Origin of the sequence: Streptomyces sp. D2-8, assembly GCF_023184515.1 — a bacterium.
GTDB lineage: Bacteria > Actinomycetota > Actinomycetes > Streptomycetales > Streptomycetaceae > Streptomyces.
Window position 1 is genome coordinate 18,446 of record NZ_JAAHBP010000014.1, and the last position, 18,066, is coordinate 36,511.

An 18,066-nucleotide genomic window follows, 5' to 3' on the forward strand; every position below is an offset into this window, starting at 1 on the left:
CTTGTTGTCGGGCGGCTGCGGGGTGTCCCGCGGCTTGTCGCGCGGTTCCCCGCGCCCCTGGGAAGAGGGGCGCGGGCCCACTGGCGAGTCCGGAAGGCTCAGCCCGCGACCGCCACCGACGGCTCGCCCGAGGTCACGCCGTCCTTCTCCATCTGCTCGGCCAGCTTCATGGCCTCTTCGATGAGGGTCTCCACGATCTTGGACTCGGGGACGGTCTTGATGACCTCGCCCTTGACGAAGATCTGGCCCTTGCCGTTGCCGGAGGCGACGCCGAGGTCGGCCTCGCGGGCCTCGCCGGGGCCGTTGACGACGCAGCCCATGACGGCGACGCGGAGCGGGACCTCCATGCCGGTGAGGCCGGCGGTGACCTCTTCGGCCAGCTTGTAGACATCGACCTGGGCACGGCCGCAGGACGGGCAGGAGACGATCTCCAGGCCGCGCTCCTTGAGGTTCAGGGACTCCAGGATCTGGATGCCGACCTTGACCTCCTCGGCGGGGGGCGCCGAGAGCGAGACGCGGATCGTGTCGCCGATGCCCTGGGAGAGGAGGGCGCCGAAGGCGACGGCCGACTTGATCGTGCCCTGGAAGGCCGGGCCCGCCTCCGTGACGCCGAGGTGCAGCGGGTAGTCGCACTGGGCGGCGAGCTGCTTGTACGCCTCGATCATGACGACCGGGTCGTTGTGCTTGACGGAGATCTTGATGTCGCGGAAGTCGTGCTCCTCGAAGAGGGACGCCTCCCACAGGGCCGACTCCACGAGCGCCTCGGGGGTCGCCTTGCCGTACTTCTGGAGGAGGCGCCGGTCGAGGGAGCCGGCGTTGACGCCGATGCGGATCGGGGTGCCGTGGTCCCGGGCCGCCTTGGCGATCTCCTTGACCTTGTCGTCGAACTGCTTGATGTTGCCGGGGTTGACGCGGACCGCCGCACAGCCGGCCTCGATGGCCGCGAACACGTACTTCGGCTGGAAGTGGATGTCGGCGATGACCGGGATCTGCGACTTGCGGGCGATGGTCGCGAGGGCGTCGGCGTCGTCCTGCGTGGGGCAGGCGACGCGGACGATCTGGCAGCCGGACGCGGTGAGTTCGGCGATCTGCTGGAGGGTCGCGCCGATGTCCGACGTACGCGTCGTGGTCATCGACTGCACCGAGACAGGGGCGTCTCCGCCGACGGCCACGGATCCGACCTGGATCTGGCGGCTCTTCCGGCGCTCGGCGAGCTTGGTCGGAACGGACGGCATGCCGAGAGAAATCGCAGTCATCTGCTGTGCAACCCCAAGTCGTGGATCAAGGTCCGGTCCCGTGAGCAGCGGGCTCCGAGCTTCGAGATTACGGCACATGCCTCGGGGCGAGCACATCCCACCCGCTGTGCCACCCCATGGGAGGCGGCCCGGCGAAAAGCATGCCGGGCCGCCACGAACGCCGTATGACTAGGAGATTCTCACCGGGTTAACCACGTCCGCGATCAGGACCAGGATCGTGAAGCAGATGAAGATCCCGGCGACGACGTAGGCGACCGGCATGAGCTTCGCCACGTCGAAGGGGCCCGGGTCCGGCCGGCGCAGCACCTTGGCCGTGTTGCGGCGCAGCGACTCCCACAGGGCTCCCGCGATGTGGCCGCCGTCGAGCGGCAGCAGCGGGAGCATGTTGAACAGGAACAGGGAGAGGTTGAAGCCGGCGACCAGCATGAGGGCCATGGCCAGCTGCTGGGTGGGCGGGATGTCGAGCGTGAAGATCTCGCCGCCGACGCGGGCCGCGCCGACCACGCCCATCGGGGAGTCGGCCTCGCGCTCGGCACCGTCGAAGGCCGCGTTCCACAGGGCCGGGATCTTGCCGGGGAGCGCTGCCAGGGCGTCGACGGCGTCGACGATCCGGTCGCCCATCCAGGTCACGGACTCGCCGAAGTCCTGCTTGACGACGCCGGTGGCGGCGCTGAAGCCGAGGAAGCCCGCCTGGACGTACTGGCCCTCGACGATCTGGCCGCCGGAGTCCTTCTTGGCGACCTGGTTGGTGGCGATCTTCGCCTGCAGGGTGACGTCCTGGCCGCCCCGCTCGACGACGATCGGCACCTCCTTGCCGGGGGTGGCGCGAATCAGGTCGGACAGCTTGTTCCAGTCGTCGGTCTTCACCCCGTTGAAGGAGACGATCTTGTCTCCCGCCTTGAGGCCCGCCGCGGCGGCGGGGGCGGCCGGGTCGCCCTTCTGGCACTTGTCGCGGTTCTCGTTCTGCGCGATGACGCACTGGGAGACCGAGCTGACCGTGGTGGTCTGCTGGGTGATGCCGAAGCCCATCAGGACGGTGAGGAACAGCGCCACCGCGAGGACCAGGTTCATGAAGGGGCCCGCGAACATGACGATCACGCGCTTCCAGGGGGCGCGCGTGTAGAACATGCGGTTCTCGTCGCCCGGCTTCAGCTCCTCGTAGGCGGCGGTGCGGGCGTCCTCGATCATGCCGCGCCACGGGGAGGTGGAGCGGGCTTCCATCCGGCCGTCGGGGCCGGGCGGGAACATGCCGATCATGCGGATGTAGCCGCCGAACGGGATGGCCTTGATGCCGTACTCCGTCTCGCCCCTGTTGCGCGAGAAGAGGGTGGGGCCGAAGCCGACCATGTACTGCGGCACGCGGATGCCGAAGAGCTTGGCGGTGGACAGGTGCCCCAGCTCGTGCCACGCGATCGAGAACAGCAGGCCGACCGCGAAGAGGACTATGCCGAGGATGAACATCAGGGTCGTCATGCACGGGCCTCCGCCGTCTGTGCCGCCAGTTCCCGGGCCCGGGTCCGCGCCCAGGTCTCCGCTTCGAGGACGTCCGACACGGTGAGTGAGGTTCCCGTACGCGGGGTGCCGTGTTCCTCGACGACCCGGGTGACGGTGTCCATGATCCCGTTGAAGGGCAGTGCGCCCTGGCGGAACGCCTCCACGCACTCCTCGTTGGCCGCATTGAACACCGCCGGGGCGGTGCCCGCGAGCTCGCCCACGTGCCGGGCGAGGTTCACCGACGGGAAGGCCTCGGTGTCGAGCGGGAAGAACTCCCAGGTCGAGGCCTTGCTCCAGTCGAAGGTGGGGGCCGCGTCGGGGACGCGCTCGGGCCAGCCGAGGCCGATGGCGATGGGCCCGCGCATGTCGGGCGGGGTCGCCTGGGCCAGTGTCGATCCATCCGTGAACTCAACCATCGAGTGGACATACGACTGGGGATGCACGACCACCTCAATGCGGTCGAAGGGAATGTCGTAGAGGAGGTGCGCCTCGATGACCTCCAGGCCCTTGTTGACGAGGGTCGCGGAGTTGATCGTGATGACCGGGCCCATGGCCCAGGTGGGGTGGGCGAGGGCGTCCTCGACGGTGACGCTCGCGAGCTCGGCCTTCGTACGGCCGCGGAACGGGCCGCCGGACGCGGTGACGACCAGCTTGCGGACGTCGGCCCGGGTGCCCGCGGCCAGGGCCTGGAAGAGGGCGGCGTGCTCGGAGTCGACCGGGATGATCTGCCCGGGCTTGGCGAGGGCCTTGACCAGCGGGCCGCCCACGATGAGCGACTCCTTGTTGGCGAGCGCGAGGGTGCGGCCCGCCTCCAGGGCGGCCAGGGTCGGGGCGAGCCCGATGGAGCCGGTGATGCCGTTCAGGACGGTGTGGCAGTCGGATGCCGCCAGCTGGGTGGCCGCGTCCGGGCCGGCGAGGAGCTCGGGTAGCGGCTCGCTCGTGCCGTACTGCGCGGTGAGCGCCTCGCGCAGGGCCGGTACGACGTCCTCGCGGGCCACGGCGACCGTCCGCACCCGCAGCCGGTACGCCTGCTCGGCGAGGAGGGCGACCCGGCCGCCGTTGGCGGAGAGGCCGGTGACCCGGAACCGGTCGGGGTTACGCAGCACGAGGTCGATGGCCTGGGTGCCGATGGACCCGGTGGAGCCGAGGATCACCACGTCCTTCGGGCCGTCGCCCGCTACGGGGTCGTAGACCAGGTGCGGATCGGCGAGGGGGGCTGGACTGTCGCTCATTGCTCCATTGTTGCCGTAAGGGCCGTGTGTGAGGACAGCGCATCCCCTTCGCGGGGGCGCGCGCCACATCTGCGCACGCCCCGTGAAGGTCGGATCTACCGGATCGGCCGGTGGACGTTCTCCTTCTGTGACGGTCCCGGGGTCGCGTCCGCGATCCACGGGCCGTCGTCCGACGGGTCGACGATGCCCTGCTCCAGCCACTCGTACGTGCCCGACAGGACGCCCTTGACGACCTTGCGGTCGAGGTCGTCGGTGTTGGTCCACAGCCGGGTGAAGAGCTCCTCGATCCGGATGCGGGACTGGCGGCAGAAGACGTCGGCGAGCTGGTAGGCCTCGCGGCCGTGGTCGCCCTGGCTGCGCAGGAGTTCGGCACGGACGCAGGACGCGCTCATGGCGAACAGTTCTGCGCCGATGTCGACGATCCGGCCGAGGAAGCCCTGCTTGGACTCCATGCGGCCCTGCCAGCGGGACATCGCGTAGAAGGTGGAGCGGGCGAGTTTGCGGGCGGTGCGCTCGACGTAGCGCAGGTGGCCGGAGAGGTCCACGTCGCGTTTGAACTCGCCGTAGGAGGTGGGGAGCTGGCCCGGGCCCGCGACCAGCTTGGGGAGCCACTTGGCGTAGAAGGCGCCCGCGTTCGCGCCCGCCTTAGCCTTGTCGCCGAGGGACTTCTCGGGGTCGATGAGGTCGCCGGCGACGGAGAGGTGGGCGTCGACGGCCTCGCGCGCGATCAGCAGGTGCATGATCTCGGTGGAGCCCTCGAAGATGCGGTTGATGCGCAGGTCGCGCAGGAGCTGCTCGGCGGGCACGCCGCGCTCGCCGCGGGCCCGGAGGGAGTCGGCTGTCTCGAAGCCGCGTCCGCCGCGGATCTGGACGAGTTCGTCGGCCATCGTCCAGGCCATCTCGGAGGCGTACAGCTTGGCGAGGGCGCCTTCGATGCGGATGTCGTTGCGGTCCTCGTCGGCCATCTGCGAGGCCAGGTCCGTCACGGCCTCCAGGGCGAAGGTGGTGGCCGCGATGAAGGAGATCTTGGAGCCGACCGCCTCGTGGTGCGCGACGGGTTTGCCCCACTGCTCGCGGGCCGCCGACCACTCGCGGGCGATCTTCAGGCACCACTTGCCGGCCGCGACACAGGAGGCCGGCAGGGAGAGCCGCCCGGTGTTGAGGGTGGTCAGGGCGATCTTCAGGCCCTGGCCCTCCGCGCCGACGCGGTTGGCGGCGGGGACGCGGACCTGGTGGAAGCGGGTGACGCCGTTCTCGATGCCGCGCAGACCCATGAAGGCGTTGCGGTTCTCGACGGTGACGCCGGGCGAGTTCGTCTCCACGACGAAGGCGGTGATGCCGCCGCGGTGACACTCGCTCTTGGGGACCCGGGCCATGACGACCAGCAGATCGGCGACGACGCCGTTGGTGGTCCACAGCTTCACGCCGTCGAGGACGTAGTCGTCGCCGTCGGGCACGGCGGTGGTGGCGAGGCGGGCCGGGTCGGAGCCGACGTCGGGCTCGGTGAGCAGGAAGGCGCTGATGTCCGTGCGGGCGCAGCGCGGCAGGAAGCGCTCCCGCTGCTCCTGGGTGCCGAACAGCTTCAGGGGCTGCGGCACGCCGATCGACTGGTGTGCGGAGAGCAGCACGCCGATCGCGGGGCTGGCGGAGCCGGCCAGGGAGAGCGCCTTGTTGTAGTACACCTGCCCGAGGCCGAGCCCGCCGTACTTGGTGTCGATCTTCATGCCGAAGGCGCCGAGCTCCTTCAGCCCGTCGATCACCTCGTCGGGGATCCGGGCCTCGCGCTCGATGAGGGCCCCGTCGATCTTCGTCTCGACGAAGTCGCGGAGCTTGGCGAGGAACTCCTCGCCGCGCTGGGCCACCTCGTCGTCCGGGAGGGGGTGGGGGTGGATGAGGTCGAGCCGGAAGCGGCCGAGGAACAGCTCCTTGGCGAAGCTGGGCTTGCGCCAATGCTGTTCCCGGGCGGCCTCCGCCACCTCACGGGCCTCCCGCTCGGTGACGGCGGGACGGGAAGAGGGGGTGCTGGAAGCGGACATGAGGGGCACCTCGCCGCAACTAGGGAGTTTGAGGACCGTTTCGTTACCGACCAGTGCTACTGGATCGTTGGTACCCGAATCCGGACGCTCCCACCAGTCCTCGCGCGTCCGTTCGGCCGAAGGGGGATGAGCCCGCCCGGCACTTGTCGCGCGCCTGAGGACGGTGTTGCATCGAGGTGTCACCCCGGAGACGACTCCGCGCTGAGAGCGCTCCGCGAAATCGGTATCGAAGCGCTTCGACAACCTATGGACACCCACTCCTGCTGGGGCTACTGTCGAATCACCCTCACCCACCCTTATCAGCAACGCGCACTGTCGAAGCGCTTCACAAAAGCTTGGAGAGCTGGATGGTCACCCTCGCCGAGGTCGCCCAGCACGCCGGAGTCTCGGCGAGCACGGTGAGCTATGTCCTCAGCGGCAAGCGGTCCATCTCCGCGAACACCCGGCAGCGGGTCGAGCGGAGCATCCGCGAGCTCGGGTACCACCCGAACGCCGGGGCCCGCGCCCTGGCCAGCAGCAAGTCGAACATCATCGCGCTGATGGTCCCGCTGCGCACGGACATGTACGTGCCCGTGATGATGGAGATCGCCATCGCCGTGGCGACCTCCGCGCGCGCGTACGGGTACGACGTGCTGCTGCTCACCGGCGAGGAGGGTCCCGACGCGGTGCGACGCGTGGCGGGCAGCGGGCTCGCCGACGGGATGATCCTGATGGACGTCGAACTCGACGACGAGCGGCTCCCGCTGCTGCGCGCGACGGACCAGCCGTCCGTACTGATCGGACTGCCCGCCGACACCTCGGGGCTGACCTGCGTCGATCTGGACTTCCGGGCGACGGGCGCGCTGTGCGTGGAGCACCTGGCCAAGCAGGGGCACCAGGACATCGCTGTCATCGGGGAGGCCCCGGCCGTCTACGAGCGGCACACGGGCTTCGCCGAACGCACCCTGGACGGACTCAGGTCCCGTTCCCGGGAGCTGGGTGTGCGGCTGCTGCACCGGCCGTGCGAGGGCGGGTACGACGCGATGGCGGTGACGCTCGCCCGGATCCTCGACGAGCGTCCGGACACCTCGGGCCTCATCGTGCAGAACGAGTCGGCGGTCGAGCCGCTGCTCGCGCTGCTGCGGCAGCAGGGCCGTGCCGTGCCGGAGGACATGTCGGTGGTCGCGATCTGCCCCGACCAGGTCGCGATGCAGGCCTCGGTGCGGCTCACGTCGGTCGCCATCCCCGCGCAGGAGATGGGCCGGCACGCCGTGGACCACCTGGTCGCCAAGCTGGAGGGGCGCGGCAGCGACCAGGTCGTGCTGATCGCGCCCGAGCTGACCGTACGGGGCAGCACGGGGCCGGCGCCGAGCCGGTCGTAGGCCCCCCTCTCCCCGCCTGTCCGAACACCGCCCTCCTCTCAGGGCACCCCCATGTCCGCACACCTCTGTCCGCACTCCTCCAGGAGCTCAGGAGCACGCGTGAATCAGCCTGCTGAAACCCAGCCCCAGGTGAGCCTGGCGCAGTCCTCCCCGACCGTCGGCACGTTCCGCGAGCGGGACGGTGCGCTGGAGTGGAGCGGCCGCCAGGAGACCCTCCGGGTCGAGCCGTGGGGTCCGGACGCGGTCCGGGTGCGTGCCCGGCTCGGCGGTCCGGTCCTCGAAGGGCTTCCGGGCGCCCTGCTCGACGAGGCTCCCGCGACGCCGGCCACGGTGAAGATCGAGGACGGCACAGGACTGCTGACCGTCGGCGCGCTCACCGTCGAGGTGAGCGCCGAGGGCCTGATCCGCTTCCTGCGGACAGAGGACTCCGCCGAGATCCTCGCCGAGGACCGCGCGCACTTCTGGTGGCCCGGCTCCCGCCTCTACACGGCCGTCGGCAACGGCCACCACCGCCTGGAGCAGCGCTTCGCCGCCTACGACGACGAGAAGCTGTACGGCCTCGGCCAGCACCAGCACGGGCGCCTGGACCAGAAGGGCCTGGTGCTGGACCTGGTCCAGCGCAACGCCGAGGTCGGCATCCCGGTGCTCACCTCCAGCCGGGGCTACACCCTGCTGTGGAACAACCCGGCGATCGGCCGCGTGGAACTGGCGCACAACGGCACCCGGTGGGTCGCCGACTCGGCCCGGCAGATCGACTACTGGATCACCGCGGGCGACCCGGCCGCCGCCCAGCGCCGCTACAGCGCGGTGACCGGCCGCAGCCCGATGCTGCCGGAGTGGGCGGCGGGCTTCTGGCAGTGCAAGCTGCGCTACCGCACCCAGGACGAACTGATGGCGGTGGCCCGGGAGTACAAGCGGCGGGGACTGCCCATCTCGGCGATCGTCTGCGACTTCTTCCACTGGACGCATCTCGGCGACTGGAGGTTCGACCCGAAGGAGTGGCCCGACCCGGCGGCGATGGTGCGCGAGCTGGAGGAGCTCGGCATCAAGCTGGTGGTGAGCGTCTGGCCGTCGGTGTCGCCGCTGAGCGAGAACCACCCGGTGCTGGAGCAGCGCGGCTGGTTCATCGGCACCCAGTACGGGCCGATGGCGCACGCCGACTGGCCCGACAAGGAGGTCGCCTCCACGGTCCAGGTCGCCTTCTACGACGCCACCAACCCGGACGCCCGTGCGTTCGTGTGGCAGAAGGTGAAGGAGAACTACCTCGACCCGTACGGCATCACGGCGTTCTGGCTGGACGCCTGCGAGCCGGAGCTGAAGCCGGGCTTCCAGGAGAACCTGCGCTACTGGGCGGGCCCGGGCCTGGAGGTCGGCAACGCCTACCCGGCGGAGAACGCCCGCACGTTCTACGAGGGGCTGGCGGCCACCGGCGAGGAGGAGATCGTCACCCTCAACCGCTCCGCGTGGGCGGGCAGTCAGCGCTACGGCGCCGCCCTGTGGTCCGGTGACATCGGCACGGACTTCCCGACCCTTCGCCGCCAGATCGCGGCCGGCCTCAACACGGCCCTGTCGGGCATCCCGTGGTGGAACACCGACATCGGCGGCTTCCACGGCGGCGACCCGGACGACCCGGCGTACCGGGAGGTGATGGTCCGCTGGTTCCAGTTCGGCGCGCTGTCCCCGCTGATGCGGCTGCACGGCTTCCGCGACCCGGGCATGCCGCTGGGCCCGGAGATGACCGGCGGCCCGAACGAGGTGTGGTCGTACGGCGAGGAGGCCGGGGCCGTCCTGGAGAAGTACCTGCGGCTGCGCGAGCGGCTGAAGCCGTACGTGCTGGACGTGATGCGGGCGGCCCACGAGGAGGGTCTGCCGGTGATGCGGCCGCTCTTCCTGGAGTTCCCGGACGACCAGGCGGCCTGGTCGGTCGACGACTCGTACCTGTTCGGCCCGGATCTGCTGGTCGCGCCGGTGCTGACGGCCGGCGCCACCGCCCGTACGGCGTATCTGCCGGCGGGGGCGTCCTGGACGGACGCGTGGACGGGTGAGACCTACGAGGGCGGCCGGGCCGTGACGGTCGACGCCCCGCTGGACCGCATCCCGCTCTTCCTGCGGGACGGGGCACGGCTGCCTGTAACGGAGTAGCCGTGCCGGAGGGGATGGCCGGATCGATGGAGGTCTTCCGGCCATCCCCTTTCGCCGTTCGGCCAACTTCCGTCCACCGCAGGCACGTTCCAGGGGGTAGGTTTCCCGCGTGTCCTCGTCTCCGCTCGCCCTCACCCTCGCCAACCTGGCGCTGCGGCCCGCCTTCGGCTCCCGCAGGGACCCCGGCCGGATCTTCGACCGCATCGTGGTGGAGGCCGGGGAAGCGCCGGGAGACCGGCAGTTCGTCGACGACTTCCGGGCCCTGCTGGGCTGGTGGGCCAAGGCCGAGCACCTCACCCCGGTCGGCTGGCAGGCCGCGCAGAGCCACGTCCGGCGGCATCTCACCAACCGGGCGCGGGTGCGGCGGCTGATCGCCGAGCACCCGGAGATCGAGCAGGAGCCCATCGACAAGCCGGTGTTCGTCGTGGGGCTGCCCCGCACCGCGACCACCGTCACGCACTCCGTGCTGGCGGTCTCGGACGAGCACCGGTCTCCGCTGCTGTGGGAACTGCTCGCGCCCGACCTGGAGTTGCCGCCCCGGCAGCGGCGCAAGGCCGTCACGGCCGGACGCCGGATGGTGCAGGGCACGGACCTGTTCGCGCCGCGCTTCCGCGACATCCACGCGATGGCCGCCGAGGGCCCCGAGGAGTGCACGTTCGCACTGCCGCACGCCCTGATGCCGTTCTCCCAGGCCCGTATCCCCGAGTACCGGGAGTGGCACTGCGCACGGGACTTCACGGCCGACTACCGGCACCTCAAGCAGGTCTACCAGGTGCTCCAGTACGGCCGTCCGCGGCGGCGCTGGATGCTGAAGTCCCCCATGCACCTGGAGAACCTGGACGCGCTGCGCACGGTCTTCCCCGACGCGACGATCGTGTGGTGCCACCGTGACCCGGTCACCGTCGTGGCGTCCTTCTGCTCCCTGATCGAGCACGGCATGGCCGTCAGCACCCGCCCCGTCGACCTCACCGGCATCGGCGCCACCTGCTGGACCTGCTGAGCCGGGCCATGACGCGCGGTCTCGCGGCCCGGGCCGCCATCCCCGCGCAGCAACTGGTGGACGCCCCGTACTCCTGGCTCGGCTCCGAGCCCGCGACCGGCGCCCCGAAGCTCTACGCCGCCGTCGGAGCCCGGTGGACCGAGGCCGACGCGGCCCGGCTCCCCGCGGCCGTCGCCCGCCCCAAGGGCGCCCGTAGGCACACCTACGACCTGTCCCGCTACGGCCTGACCCGCGACGCGGTCGAGTCGGCCTTCGCCGGATACAACGCGCTGCGGGCCGAGGTCGACCGCGCCTGACGGCACGGCCGGCCCCGGCCCCCGCGACGGATCAGCTGCTGCTGACCGTCAGGTTGTTGGTGGTGAAGTTCAGCCCGCCGGACGACGAGGTGACCTCGTAGCCGAACTGCACGTCACCGATGGTCTCGTTGCCCATCCAGCCCTTGGTGTCCTTGATCCACTTGAGGATCGGCAGGATGTTCACGGTGCCGGAGCTGGAGTTGGAGGTGCGGATGAACGAGAACACCTCGTTGGCGCCGTTGGTGCCCTTGAAGACGTTCCAGGAGTGGCCGCCGAGGCTGACGCTGCCCTGCGAGGAGCCGATCGGGCCGACGGCTCCGGTCTTGTTGACCCAGAGCATGATCTCGTAGTCGTGGTCCGTGTCCCAGATGTCGTACGACGTGTTGTACGCGCCGGACGACGGGACGCTGACGTTGTAGCTGCTGGAGAGCGAGCCCAGCGAGGTGATCGACTTGTTGATCGCCTTCGTCTGGTTCGGGTAGGACTTGATGCCGCCGGTGTTGGGGTGGTTGGCCCAGACGCCCCAGTTGGTGCCGGAGTTGGCCCAGATGCACTGGCTGCCGGCGCCGCCGCCCCAGATGTTGTTGTAGAGCGTGTAGCCGTTCAGGTTCGTCTGGCCCCACTGGTCGCAGGAGTTCCAGACGGCGGCGGAGGCGGGGGCGGAGGCGAGTCCGACGGTGGCGCCGAGCGCCAGGGCGGGAGCCAGCAGGGCCTTGGTGACCCTGCTCAGCGTGCGTGATGCCATGGTGTCCCTTCCATGGGTGGGGGGGTGGGGGGAACTACCACGCCCTCAAGGTGAGGACGTGGTCTTCTCCGGCGACCAGGTGGAGGGATTCCGGGCCGGAGGAAGTCCGCAGTTCGACGCGGTGGGTGCGACCGGGCCTGATGACGACGGTGGCGTCCTCCCGCGTCCAGGTGAGGTCGAGCTCGGCCCCGAACCGGGTGCGCACCCCGCGCAGGGAGCCGTCGGGGTACGCCTTCGGCAGCGCGGGCAGCAGGACCAGCCGGTCGGGGGTCGACTGGACGAGCATCTCGATCAGCACGGCGGGCAGGGTGTGCGCGGCGTCGGCGTTGTAGACGTCCCGGCCGGGGTAGTGGGCGCTCATCAGGGAGGCGTGGAAGAAGTCGCCGTCCAGGACCTGGCCGAGGGCGTGGGCGACGCGGTCCGCGTCCCGGAGCCGGGCCGCGATGAGGGCGTGGTGCAGATGGCCGTGTGCGGAGTCGTTCTCGGCGCCGCGCAGTTCGAGGGCGCGGTGCGCTGCGGCCGCGAGCTCGGGGGTGTCGTAGGGGGTGATCTCGTCGAGCGGCCAGACGCCGTACAGGTGGCTGAGGTGGCGGTGGTCGTAGGAGTCCGTGAGGCCGGGCCAGGCCCATTCGGCCAGGGCTCCGTCCTCGTTGACGCGGTGCGGCGGGAGCCGGTCGGCGAGGGCGTTCCAGCGGTCGGCGTCGGGGCCCGGGTGGTAGGCGGCGGCCGTGCGCAGGGCGTGGCGGGCCGCGGAGAGGTCCATGGCGGCGTTGATCGTGCCCCAACTCGCGTTGCCGGGGCGGTTCTCGGGTGAGTAGGACGGGACGACGACCAGGTGTCCGTTCTCGTCCGTCCTGGTGAGGAAGTCCTCGTAGAACAGGGCGGCTTCGGCGAGTGCGGCGGCGGTGCGCGGAGCGCGGGTGCCGTGGGTCTCGTCGTGGTCGACGAGCGGCTTGAGCAGCCAGTCGGCGCCGGCGGTCCACAGGTGCAGCGGGTACTCGCGGTTGTAGTGGTACGCGTGGCCGGACTCGCCGTCGGTGTGGGCCGGGGCGACGACGCCCCGGGTGCCGAAGATCGCGCGGGCGTTGTCGCGCCAGTCGGGGAGCTGGCGGTGGACCAGGTTCGCGTGGGCCTCGGTGACCTCGGGGAGGGCGGCGGCAGCGGCCGAGGCGGTCTGGAGGTTGAGGTTGGCGTCGTTGGTGAACGCGCCCGACCAGGCGGTGTTCCAGTCGCCGGTCCACAGCCCGGTCAGGCGGGGCGGGAAGAGGCCGGCGGCGGACAGCAGGTGGTAGCGGCCGGCGGCGAAGAGGCGTTCCAGCAGGGCGGCGCTGCGCGGCTGCTTGAGCAGCTCCGAGCCCGGCAGGGCCCGTTCGGCGGGGTCGGCGGCGAGGTCGAGGGTGACGCGCTCGTAGGCGGTGCGGTGCAGGGCGGCATGGCGGTCGAGGAGCTCGTCGTAGTCGGCGGGCAGGTCGCGCAGGGCACGGCCCTCGGCGACCACGTCGACCTCGCCGGTGTGCCGCTGGACCCGGGTGAGGAGCAGCACGGACCGGGCGCCCTCGAGGTGCACGCCCGGCGGCACGAGGGTGGTCGTGCCCCCGGTGACGGTGATCTGGGTGACGCCGGTGCAGGCCCGGTCACTGTCCGGGTAGCGGGCGCGCAGGCTGAGCAGGGCGCCCTCGGGTGTGAGGACGGCTCCGTGGCCGATGCCCAGTCCGGCGGGGGCGCCGGGCAGCCGGGGGTCGAGGTCGATGTCCAGGGTGAGGCCGGGTCCGCTGACGTGCTGGACGATCACGTCGTCGGCGCGTGAGACGAAGACGCGGCTGGTCCAGCCGGCGCAGGCCGCGCGCACGACGCCGGTCGCGAAGTCGACCTCCCGGCGGTAGTCGTGGCCGCCGTCCTCGGGCCGGCCCAGCCGGACCTGGAAGGCGGGGTGGAAGGGCTGTACCCACTGGAGCGGGCGGCCGTCCGTGAAGTCCTCGGCGGCGGTCGTGTCGCCCGCCAGGAGGCGGTCCTGGAGACCCGGCAGCTCGCCGGCGAGCTGCGGGGGGCGCGGGTCCCGGCCGCCCGGCCGCACCAGGGTGTGATGCGTGACGACGACCCGCTCGGCGCGCGGATCGCCGAACACCAGGGCGCCGTGCCGGCCGTTGCCGCTGAGGAAGGCGTCCTCCCAGCGGGCGGCCGGGTGCGGCTCCCAGGTGCCGTGGACGGGGTCGGAGCCGGTCATGACCGCAGCACCGCCGCCTCGTAGCGGCCGAGGGTGACCCGGTCGGTGACGTCCGTCCCGGTCAGCAGGTCGTGGTGGGTGCCGGGCACCTCGACGGTCACCGGCACGCGGCCGTGGTTGAGCACGAACAGCACCTCGCCCCGGCGTACGGCCTCGACCTGCTCGGGGAGGCCGTCGAGCACCGGCCGGACCCCCGCGCCGGTGGCGATGGAGGCCAGCAGGCCGCGCAGCGGCTCGGGCTCCGGGAGCGTGGAGACGTACCAGGCCCGGCCCTTGCGCAGGACGGCGGGCAGTCCGTCGAGTTCACCGCCCTTGTACGGGACGGTCTCCTCGGCGGTGCCGTCCCCCTCCAGTTCCTCGGACCACAGCGTGCCCCGGAAGCCCTCGCAGGCGGCGCTCTCCCCCTCGTCCAGCGGCCACCACTCGTGCAGCGTGCGGATGCCGAAGAGCGCCCGCAGCCGGGCGTCCATGCCGCCGGGGCGGACCCGGTCGTCCTCGTCGGCGACGCCGGTCTGGAAGCCGCAGACGAGGGTGCCGCCCTGTCGTACGTAGGCGAGGAGGTTGTCGATCGCCGCGTCGGTGAGGGCGTACAGCTGCGGCACGACGACCAGCGAGTACGGCGTCAGGTCGTGCTCGGGGTGGGCGAAGTCGGTGGTGAGGTGGGCCTGCCACAGGGCCCGGTGCCAAGCGCGCAGGACGTCCGGGTACTCCACCCGGCTGGACAGGCGGCCGTCCTGGGCGCCGGCCCACCAGGCGTGCCAGTCGTGCAGGACGGCGACGTTCGCGGTGAGGTGCCGGCCGGTCACCTCGGGGGCGATCCGCTCCAGGTCGGCGCCGAGCCGCTTGACCTCCTGGTACGTCCGCCCTTCCGCCCCGGCGTGGCTGACCATGCCGGAGTGGAACTTCTCCGCGCCCTGCCGGGACTGCCGCCACTGGAAGTAGCAGACGGCGTCGGCTCCGCGGGCCACGGCCTGGAGGGACCAGAGCCGGTTGAGACCGCGCGGCTTGGGGTGGTTCACACCCCGCCAGTTGACCGGCCCGGCGGCCTGCTCCATGAGCATCCACGGTCCCCGGGCCTGGGAGCGGGTCATGTCCTGCACCAGGGCGCCGTTCTGGGCGCCGAGCGGGTCGCGCGGGTCGGGGTAGAGGTCGACGGACACGACGTCCTCCTCCTCGGCCCAGCGCCACGCGTCCTGCCCGAACCACAGCGGCATGAAGTTGCTGGTGACCGGCAGGTGCGGGGTGTGCCGCCGGACGATGTCCCGCTCGGCGGTGTAACACTCCAGGAGCATGTCGGAGGTGAAGCGGCGGAAGTCCAGGACCTGGCCGGGGTTGCGCATGTAGTGCGGCACGCGGGGCGGCAGGATGCCGTCCCAGGTGTCGTAGCCCTGGCTCCAGAAGGCGGTGCCCCAGGCCTCGTTGAGAGCGCCGAGCGTGCCGTACTTCTGCCGCAGCCAGCGGCGGAAGGCGGCGGCGGCCTCGTCGCCGTAGTCGGAGGTGCAGTACTCGTTGTTGATGTGCCACATGGTGAGGGCCGGGTGGCCGCCGTAGCGGGCGGCCAGGTCCTCGGTGATGGCGGCGGCGTAACGCCGGTAGGTGGCGCTGGAGTGCGAGAAGTGCTGCCGGCCGCCCCACCACTCGGTGCGGCCGTCCTCGGTGACGGGCAGGGTGTCGGGGTGCAGCCGGCCCATCCAGGGCGGGGGCGAGGAGGTCGGGGTGGCGAGGACGACGCCGATACCGCTCTCGTGCATCAGATCCATCAGGGTGTCCAGCCAGCCGAACTCCCGCGCTCCCGGCTCCGGTTCGAGGGTCGACCAGGAGAAGACGCCGAGGGTGACCGAGTTGACGCCGGCGGCCTTCATCAGCCGGACGTCCTCGTGCCAGGTCTCCTCGGGCCACTGCTCCGGGTTGTAGTCCCCGCCGAAGAGGAGACGGCCCCGGGTGGCATCGCTGAGGGCAGGCCCTTTTCGCTCCGGCATCAGGCGGGCTCCCCGTACTGCACGCCGCGTCCGTTGGTGGCGATGTAGACCCGGCCGTGGACGCGCGGGTCGCCGGTGATGGTCGCGCCGATCCAGCCCCACTGGTGCCGGTCGTCGTTGATCCGCGTCCAGGTCTTCGCCTCGTCGTCGGAGCGGTACACGGCGGTGATGCTCTCCGTGGAGCCGACCATGAAGAGCGCCGGGTAGGTGGCGCCCTGGGCGGCCCTGCCGAAGCCGAGCGTGTACGAGGCCCAGCAGCTGGCGACCTTGGTGAAGGCCGCGCCGCCGTCGGTCGAGCGGTACAGCCCGTGGTACTTGAGGCTCAGCCACAGGTCCCCGGAGCGCCCGGGCGCCGCGGCCAGCTGGAACTCGGTGTCGCCCGAACTCAGGCCGGTGGCCCGCGCGGTGAAGGTCCGGCCGCCGTCGGTGCTGGCGTGCAGCGTGCCCGTCGTGGTGTCGAAGGCGTAGAAGCGGGCCGGGTCCACGGGGTCCGCCACCGGGGCGGCTCCCTTGGGGAAGGAGGCGACCTCGGACCAGGTGGCGCCGTTGTCCGCCGAGCGGTAGCCCGGGTCGGCCGTGCCGAAGGACCACAGCAGCACGCTGCCGTCGGCGTTGGCGGCGATCGGGCCGGGCACGGACTTGGCGACGTCCGGCTGGGCCTCGAAGGGGGCCCAGGTCTTGCCGCCGTCGTTCGAGAAGGCACCGTTGCCGTGGTCGCCCCAGCCGGCCCGGACCACGTAGGACGGCTTGGCCGCGGCCAGCGAGAGCCCCGTCGAGCTGCCGAACACCGGGTTCGACGCCATGCCGCGCGAGGGCGACGCCGTGAGCCGCTCGTGGTACATCACACCGATGTCCCCGGACCCGCTGAGCAGGTGCGCCTCACCGCTCGGAGGCGAGATCAGCTGGCGTACGGACGCCTCCTCCACACCGCGGATCTGCGGGGCCCAGCGCTTGAGGTCGCGGGTGCCGTAGAGGGTCGCGCCGGTGCCGTAGACGACGTGCTGGGAGTCGTACGGGTCGAGGCCGACGGCCTGGATCCACCAGCCGAACTTGGGCTTGTCGTTCCCCCACTTGAGATACGGCGTCTCGGAGACGTCGAAGACGGCCCTGTCCTTCAGGGACGTCCAGGTGCGGCCGCCGTCGGTGGAGCGGAAGACGGTGTCGATCTCGGCCCACCGGTTGTTCGTCGAGACGACGAGCGTGCCGGGCCGGCGGGCGTCGACGGCGACACCGCCGTAGCCGAAGGAGTCGGCGGAGCCGTCGGCCGTCGTGCCGCCCGGCTTCACCGGCGTGACCTCGCTCCACTTGCCGCTGCTGATGCGCACCTTGTGCACGCTGCCGTCGGACTGCCCGTTGGGGCCGGGAGCGTTGGCGTAGGTCACGTACAGCTCGCGCGTGTGCTTGTCGTACGCGGCCCGGACCGGGACCTTGGCGGCGGTGCCGGTGGGCTGCCCGGGGACGGCCTCCCAGGTGGTGCCGTCGCACGTGCGGTACAGGCTGGGCTTGCCGGCCGTGCCGTCGGAGTCGCCCCAGCCGGCGTAGACGCTGCGGCCGGCGGCGACCAGGAGCGTGACACCCTGGCCGGTGGCGCTCGGCGTGGCCGGGAAATTCACGGCCTGCCAACTGGCGCCCCGGTCGGTGGACTTGAGCAGCCCGTCGTGCCGGGTGCCGAGCCACAGGGTGTCGCTGTCGCGCGGGTCGACGAGCATCCGCTCTCCGCAGCCCCGGCCGTCCTCGTTGGCGCCGAGCTTCACGCTGAGGTCGGCGCGCTTCCAGGTCGCGCCGCGGTCCTGAGACCGCAGCACGGCCCCGTTGCCGGCCCACGACTGCGCGTAGGTACCGAGGGCGAGGTACACCCGGTTCGGATGCGCCGGGTCGACGGCCATGGCCTCCACGCCCAGCAGGTTCCAGTCGTCCCAGCCGAGGTGGTCGGTCAGCGGGATCCACCGGTCGGCCCGGTCGTCCCACCGGTAGGCACCGCCGATGTCGGTGCGGAGGTAGGCGAGCCCCTTGACCGAGGGGTGGAACAGCACGCCGGTGATGAATCCTGTGCCGCCCTGGACGGCGTTGCGCCAGCGGTATCCGCCCTTCGCGGGAGCGGCGGCGGCTTGTGCCCGCCCCTGGGTCAGCGGCAGGGACACGGCCGCGGCGGCGACCGCGGTCCCGGCGAGAACGGCACGTCTGGTGAGGCTGGACGCATGCATGACACATACCTCGTCGTTCTGAAAGGGGGGGAGGAAGCGCCCCGGAAGGGGCGCGGGGAACTGCGCTATCGGCCACGAACTGCCCGCGGTCGCCGAA

12 protein-coding genes are annotated in these 18,066 nt (G+C 71.4%); 4 read left to right on the plus strand and 8 right to left on the minus strand.

The features are described 5' to 3' along the window. Positions 1-98: 98 nt before the first annotated feature. From ispG to G3I77_RS24100, 4 genes are all read right to left on the minus strand, one after another. Positions 99-1,256 carry a flavodoxin-dependent (E)-4-hydroxy-3-methylbut-2-enyl-diphosphate synthase gene (gene ispG / locus G3I77_RS24085; protein WP_030853172.1) on the minus strand — a complete coding sequence of 386 codons (1,158 nt, stop codon included), beginning with the start codon at positions 1,254-1,256 and terminating at the stop codon, positions 99-101. A 168-nt stretch (positions 1,257-1,424) separates the two neighbouring features. After that, the gene (locus tag G3I77_RS24090) at positions 1,425-2,717 is read right to left on the minus strand and encodes an RIP metalloprotease (protein WP_248507351.1); all 1,293 of its coding nucleotides are present in this window, start codon (positions 2,715-2,717) and stop codon (positions 1,425-1,427) included. An 8-nt stretch (positions 2,718-2,725) separates the two neighbouring features. Then, the gene (gene dxr / locus G3I77_RS24095) at positions 2,726-3,982 is read right to left on the minus strand and encodes a 1-deoxy-D-xylulose-5-phosphate reductoisomerase (protein WP_248507067.1); all 1,257 of its coding nucleotides are present in this window, start codon (positions 3,980-3,982) and stop codon (positions 2,726-2,728) included. Between the two features lie 95 nt (positions 3,983-4,077). Next, positions 4,078-6,018, minus strand: a complete 1,941-nt coding sequence (locus G3I77_RS24100; protein WP_248507070.1) for an acyl-CoA dehydrogenase family protein — start codon at positions 6,016-6,018, stop codon at positions 4,078-4,080. A gap of 347 nt (positions 6,019-6,365) precedes the next feature. Here G3I77_RS24100 and G3I77_RS24105 point away from each other — a divergent pair, with 347 nt between their 5' ends. The 4 genes from G3I77_RS24105 (at position 6,366) to G3I77_RS40920 (ending at position 10,817) form a co-directional block, all read left to right on the plus strand. Continuing rightward, a complete protein-coding gene (locus tag G3I77_RS24105; RefSeq protein WP_248507072.1) occupies positions 6,366-7,379 on the plus strand; it encodes a LacI family DNA-binding transcriptional regulator in 1,014 nt (337 codons plus the stop codon). Positions 7,380-7,478: 99 nt separating this feature from the next. Then, positions 7,479-9,521, plus strand: coding sequence for a TIM-barrel domain-containing protein (locus G3I77_RS24110; RefSeq protein ID WP_248507075.1), 2,043 nt, complete (start codon positions 7,479-7,481; stop codon positions 9,519-9,521). 109 nt (positions 9,522-9,630) lie between these two features. Further along, positions 9,631-10,521: a sulfotransferase gene (locus tag G3I77_RS24115; protein WP_308311413.1), complete on the plus strand. Its 891-nt coding sequence runs from the start codon at positions 9,631-9,633 to the stop codon at positions 10,519-10,521. Between the two features lie 8 nt (positions 10,522-10,529). Next, complete coding sequence (locus tag G3I77_RS40920) at positions 10,530-10,817, plus strand: hypothetical protein (RefSeq protein WP_308311414.1); 288 nt, start codon at positions 10,530-10,532, stop codon at positions 10,815-10,817. Between the two features lie 31 nt (positions 10,818-10,848). On the opposite strand, the gene G3I77_RS24120 is transcribed toward G3I77_RS40920, so the two are convergent. Genes G3I77_RS24120 through G3I77_RS24135 form a run of 4 tightly spaced genes read right to left on the minus strand, consistent with a single transcriptional unit; the run spans position 10,849 to position 17,969 of the window. Further along, positions 10,849-11,562: a hypothetical protein gene (locus tag G3I77_RS24120; protein WP_248507078.1), complete on the minus strand. Its 714-nt coding sequence runs from the start codon at positions 11,560-11,562 to the stop codon at positions 10,849-10,851. 34 nt (positions 11,563-11,596) lie between these two features. After that, positions 11,597-13,786 (minus strand): glycoside hydrolase N-terminal domain-containing protein, encoded by a 2,190-nt coding sequence (locus tag G3I77_RS24125; RefSeq protein ID WP_248507080.1) that lies wholly within the window; start codon positions 13,784-13,786, stop codon positions 11,597-11,599. Continuing rightward, complete coding sequence (locus G3I77_RS24130; protein ID WP_248507083.1) at positions 13,783-15,765, minus strand: beta-galactosidase; 1,983 nt, start codon at positions 15,763-15,765, stop codon at positions 13,783-13,785. The genes G3I77_RS24125 and G3I77_RS24130 overlap by 4 nt, the downstream gene beginning before the upstream one ends. Further along, positions 15,765-17,969 carry a sialidase family protein gene (locus G3I77_RS24135; protein WP_248507086.1) on the minus strand — a complete coding sequence of 735 codons (2,205 nt, stop codon included), beginning with the start codon at positions 17,967-17,969 and terminating at the stop codon, positions 15,765-15,767. The genes G3I77_RS24130 and G3I77_RS24135 overlap by 1 nt, the downstream gene beginning before the upstream one ends. Positions 17,970-18,066 lie beyond the last annotated feature (97 nt).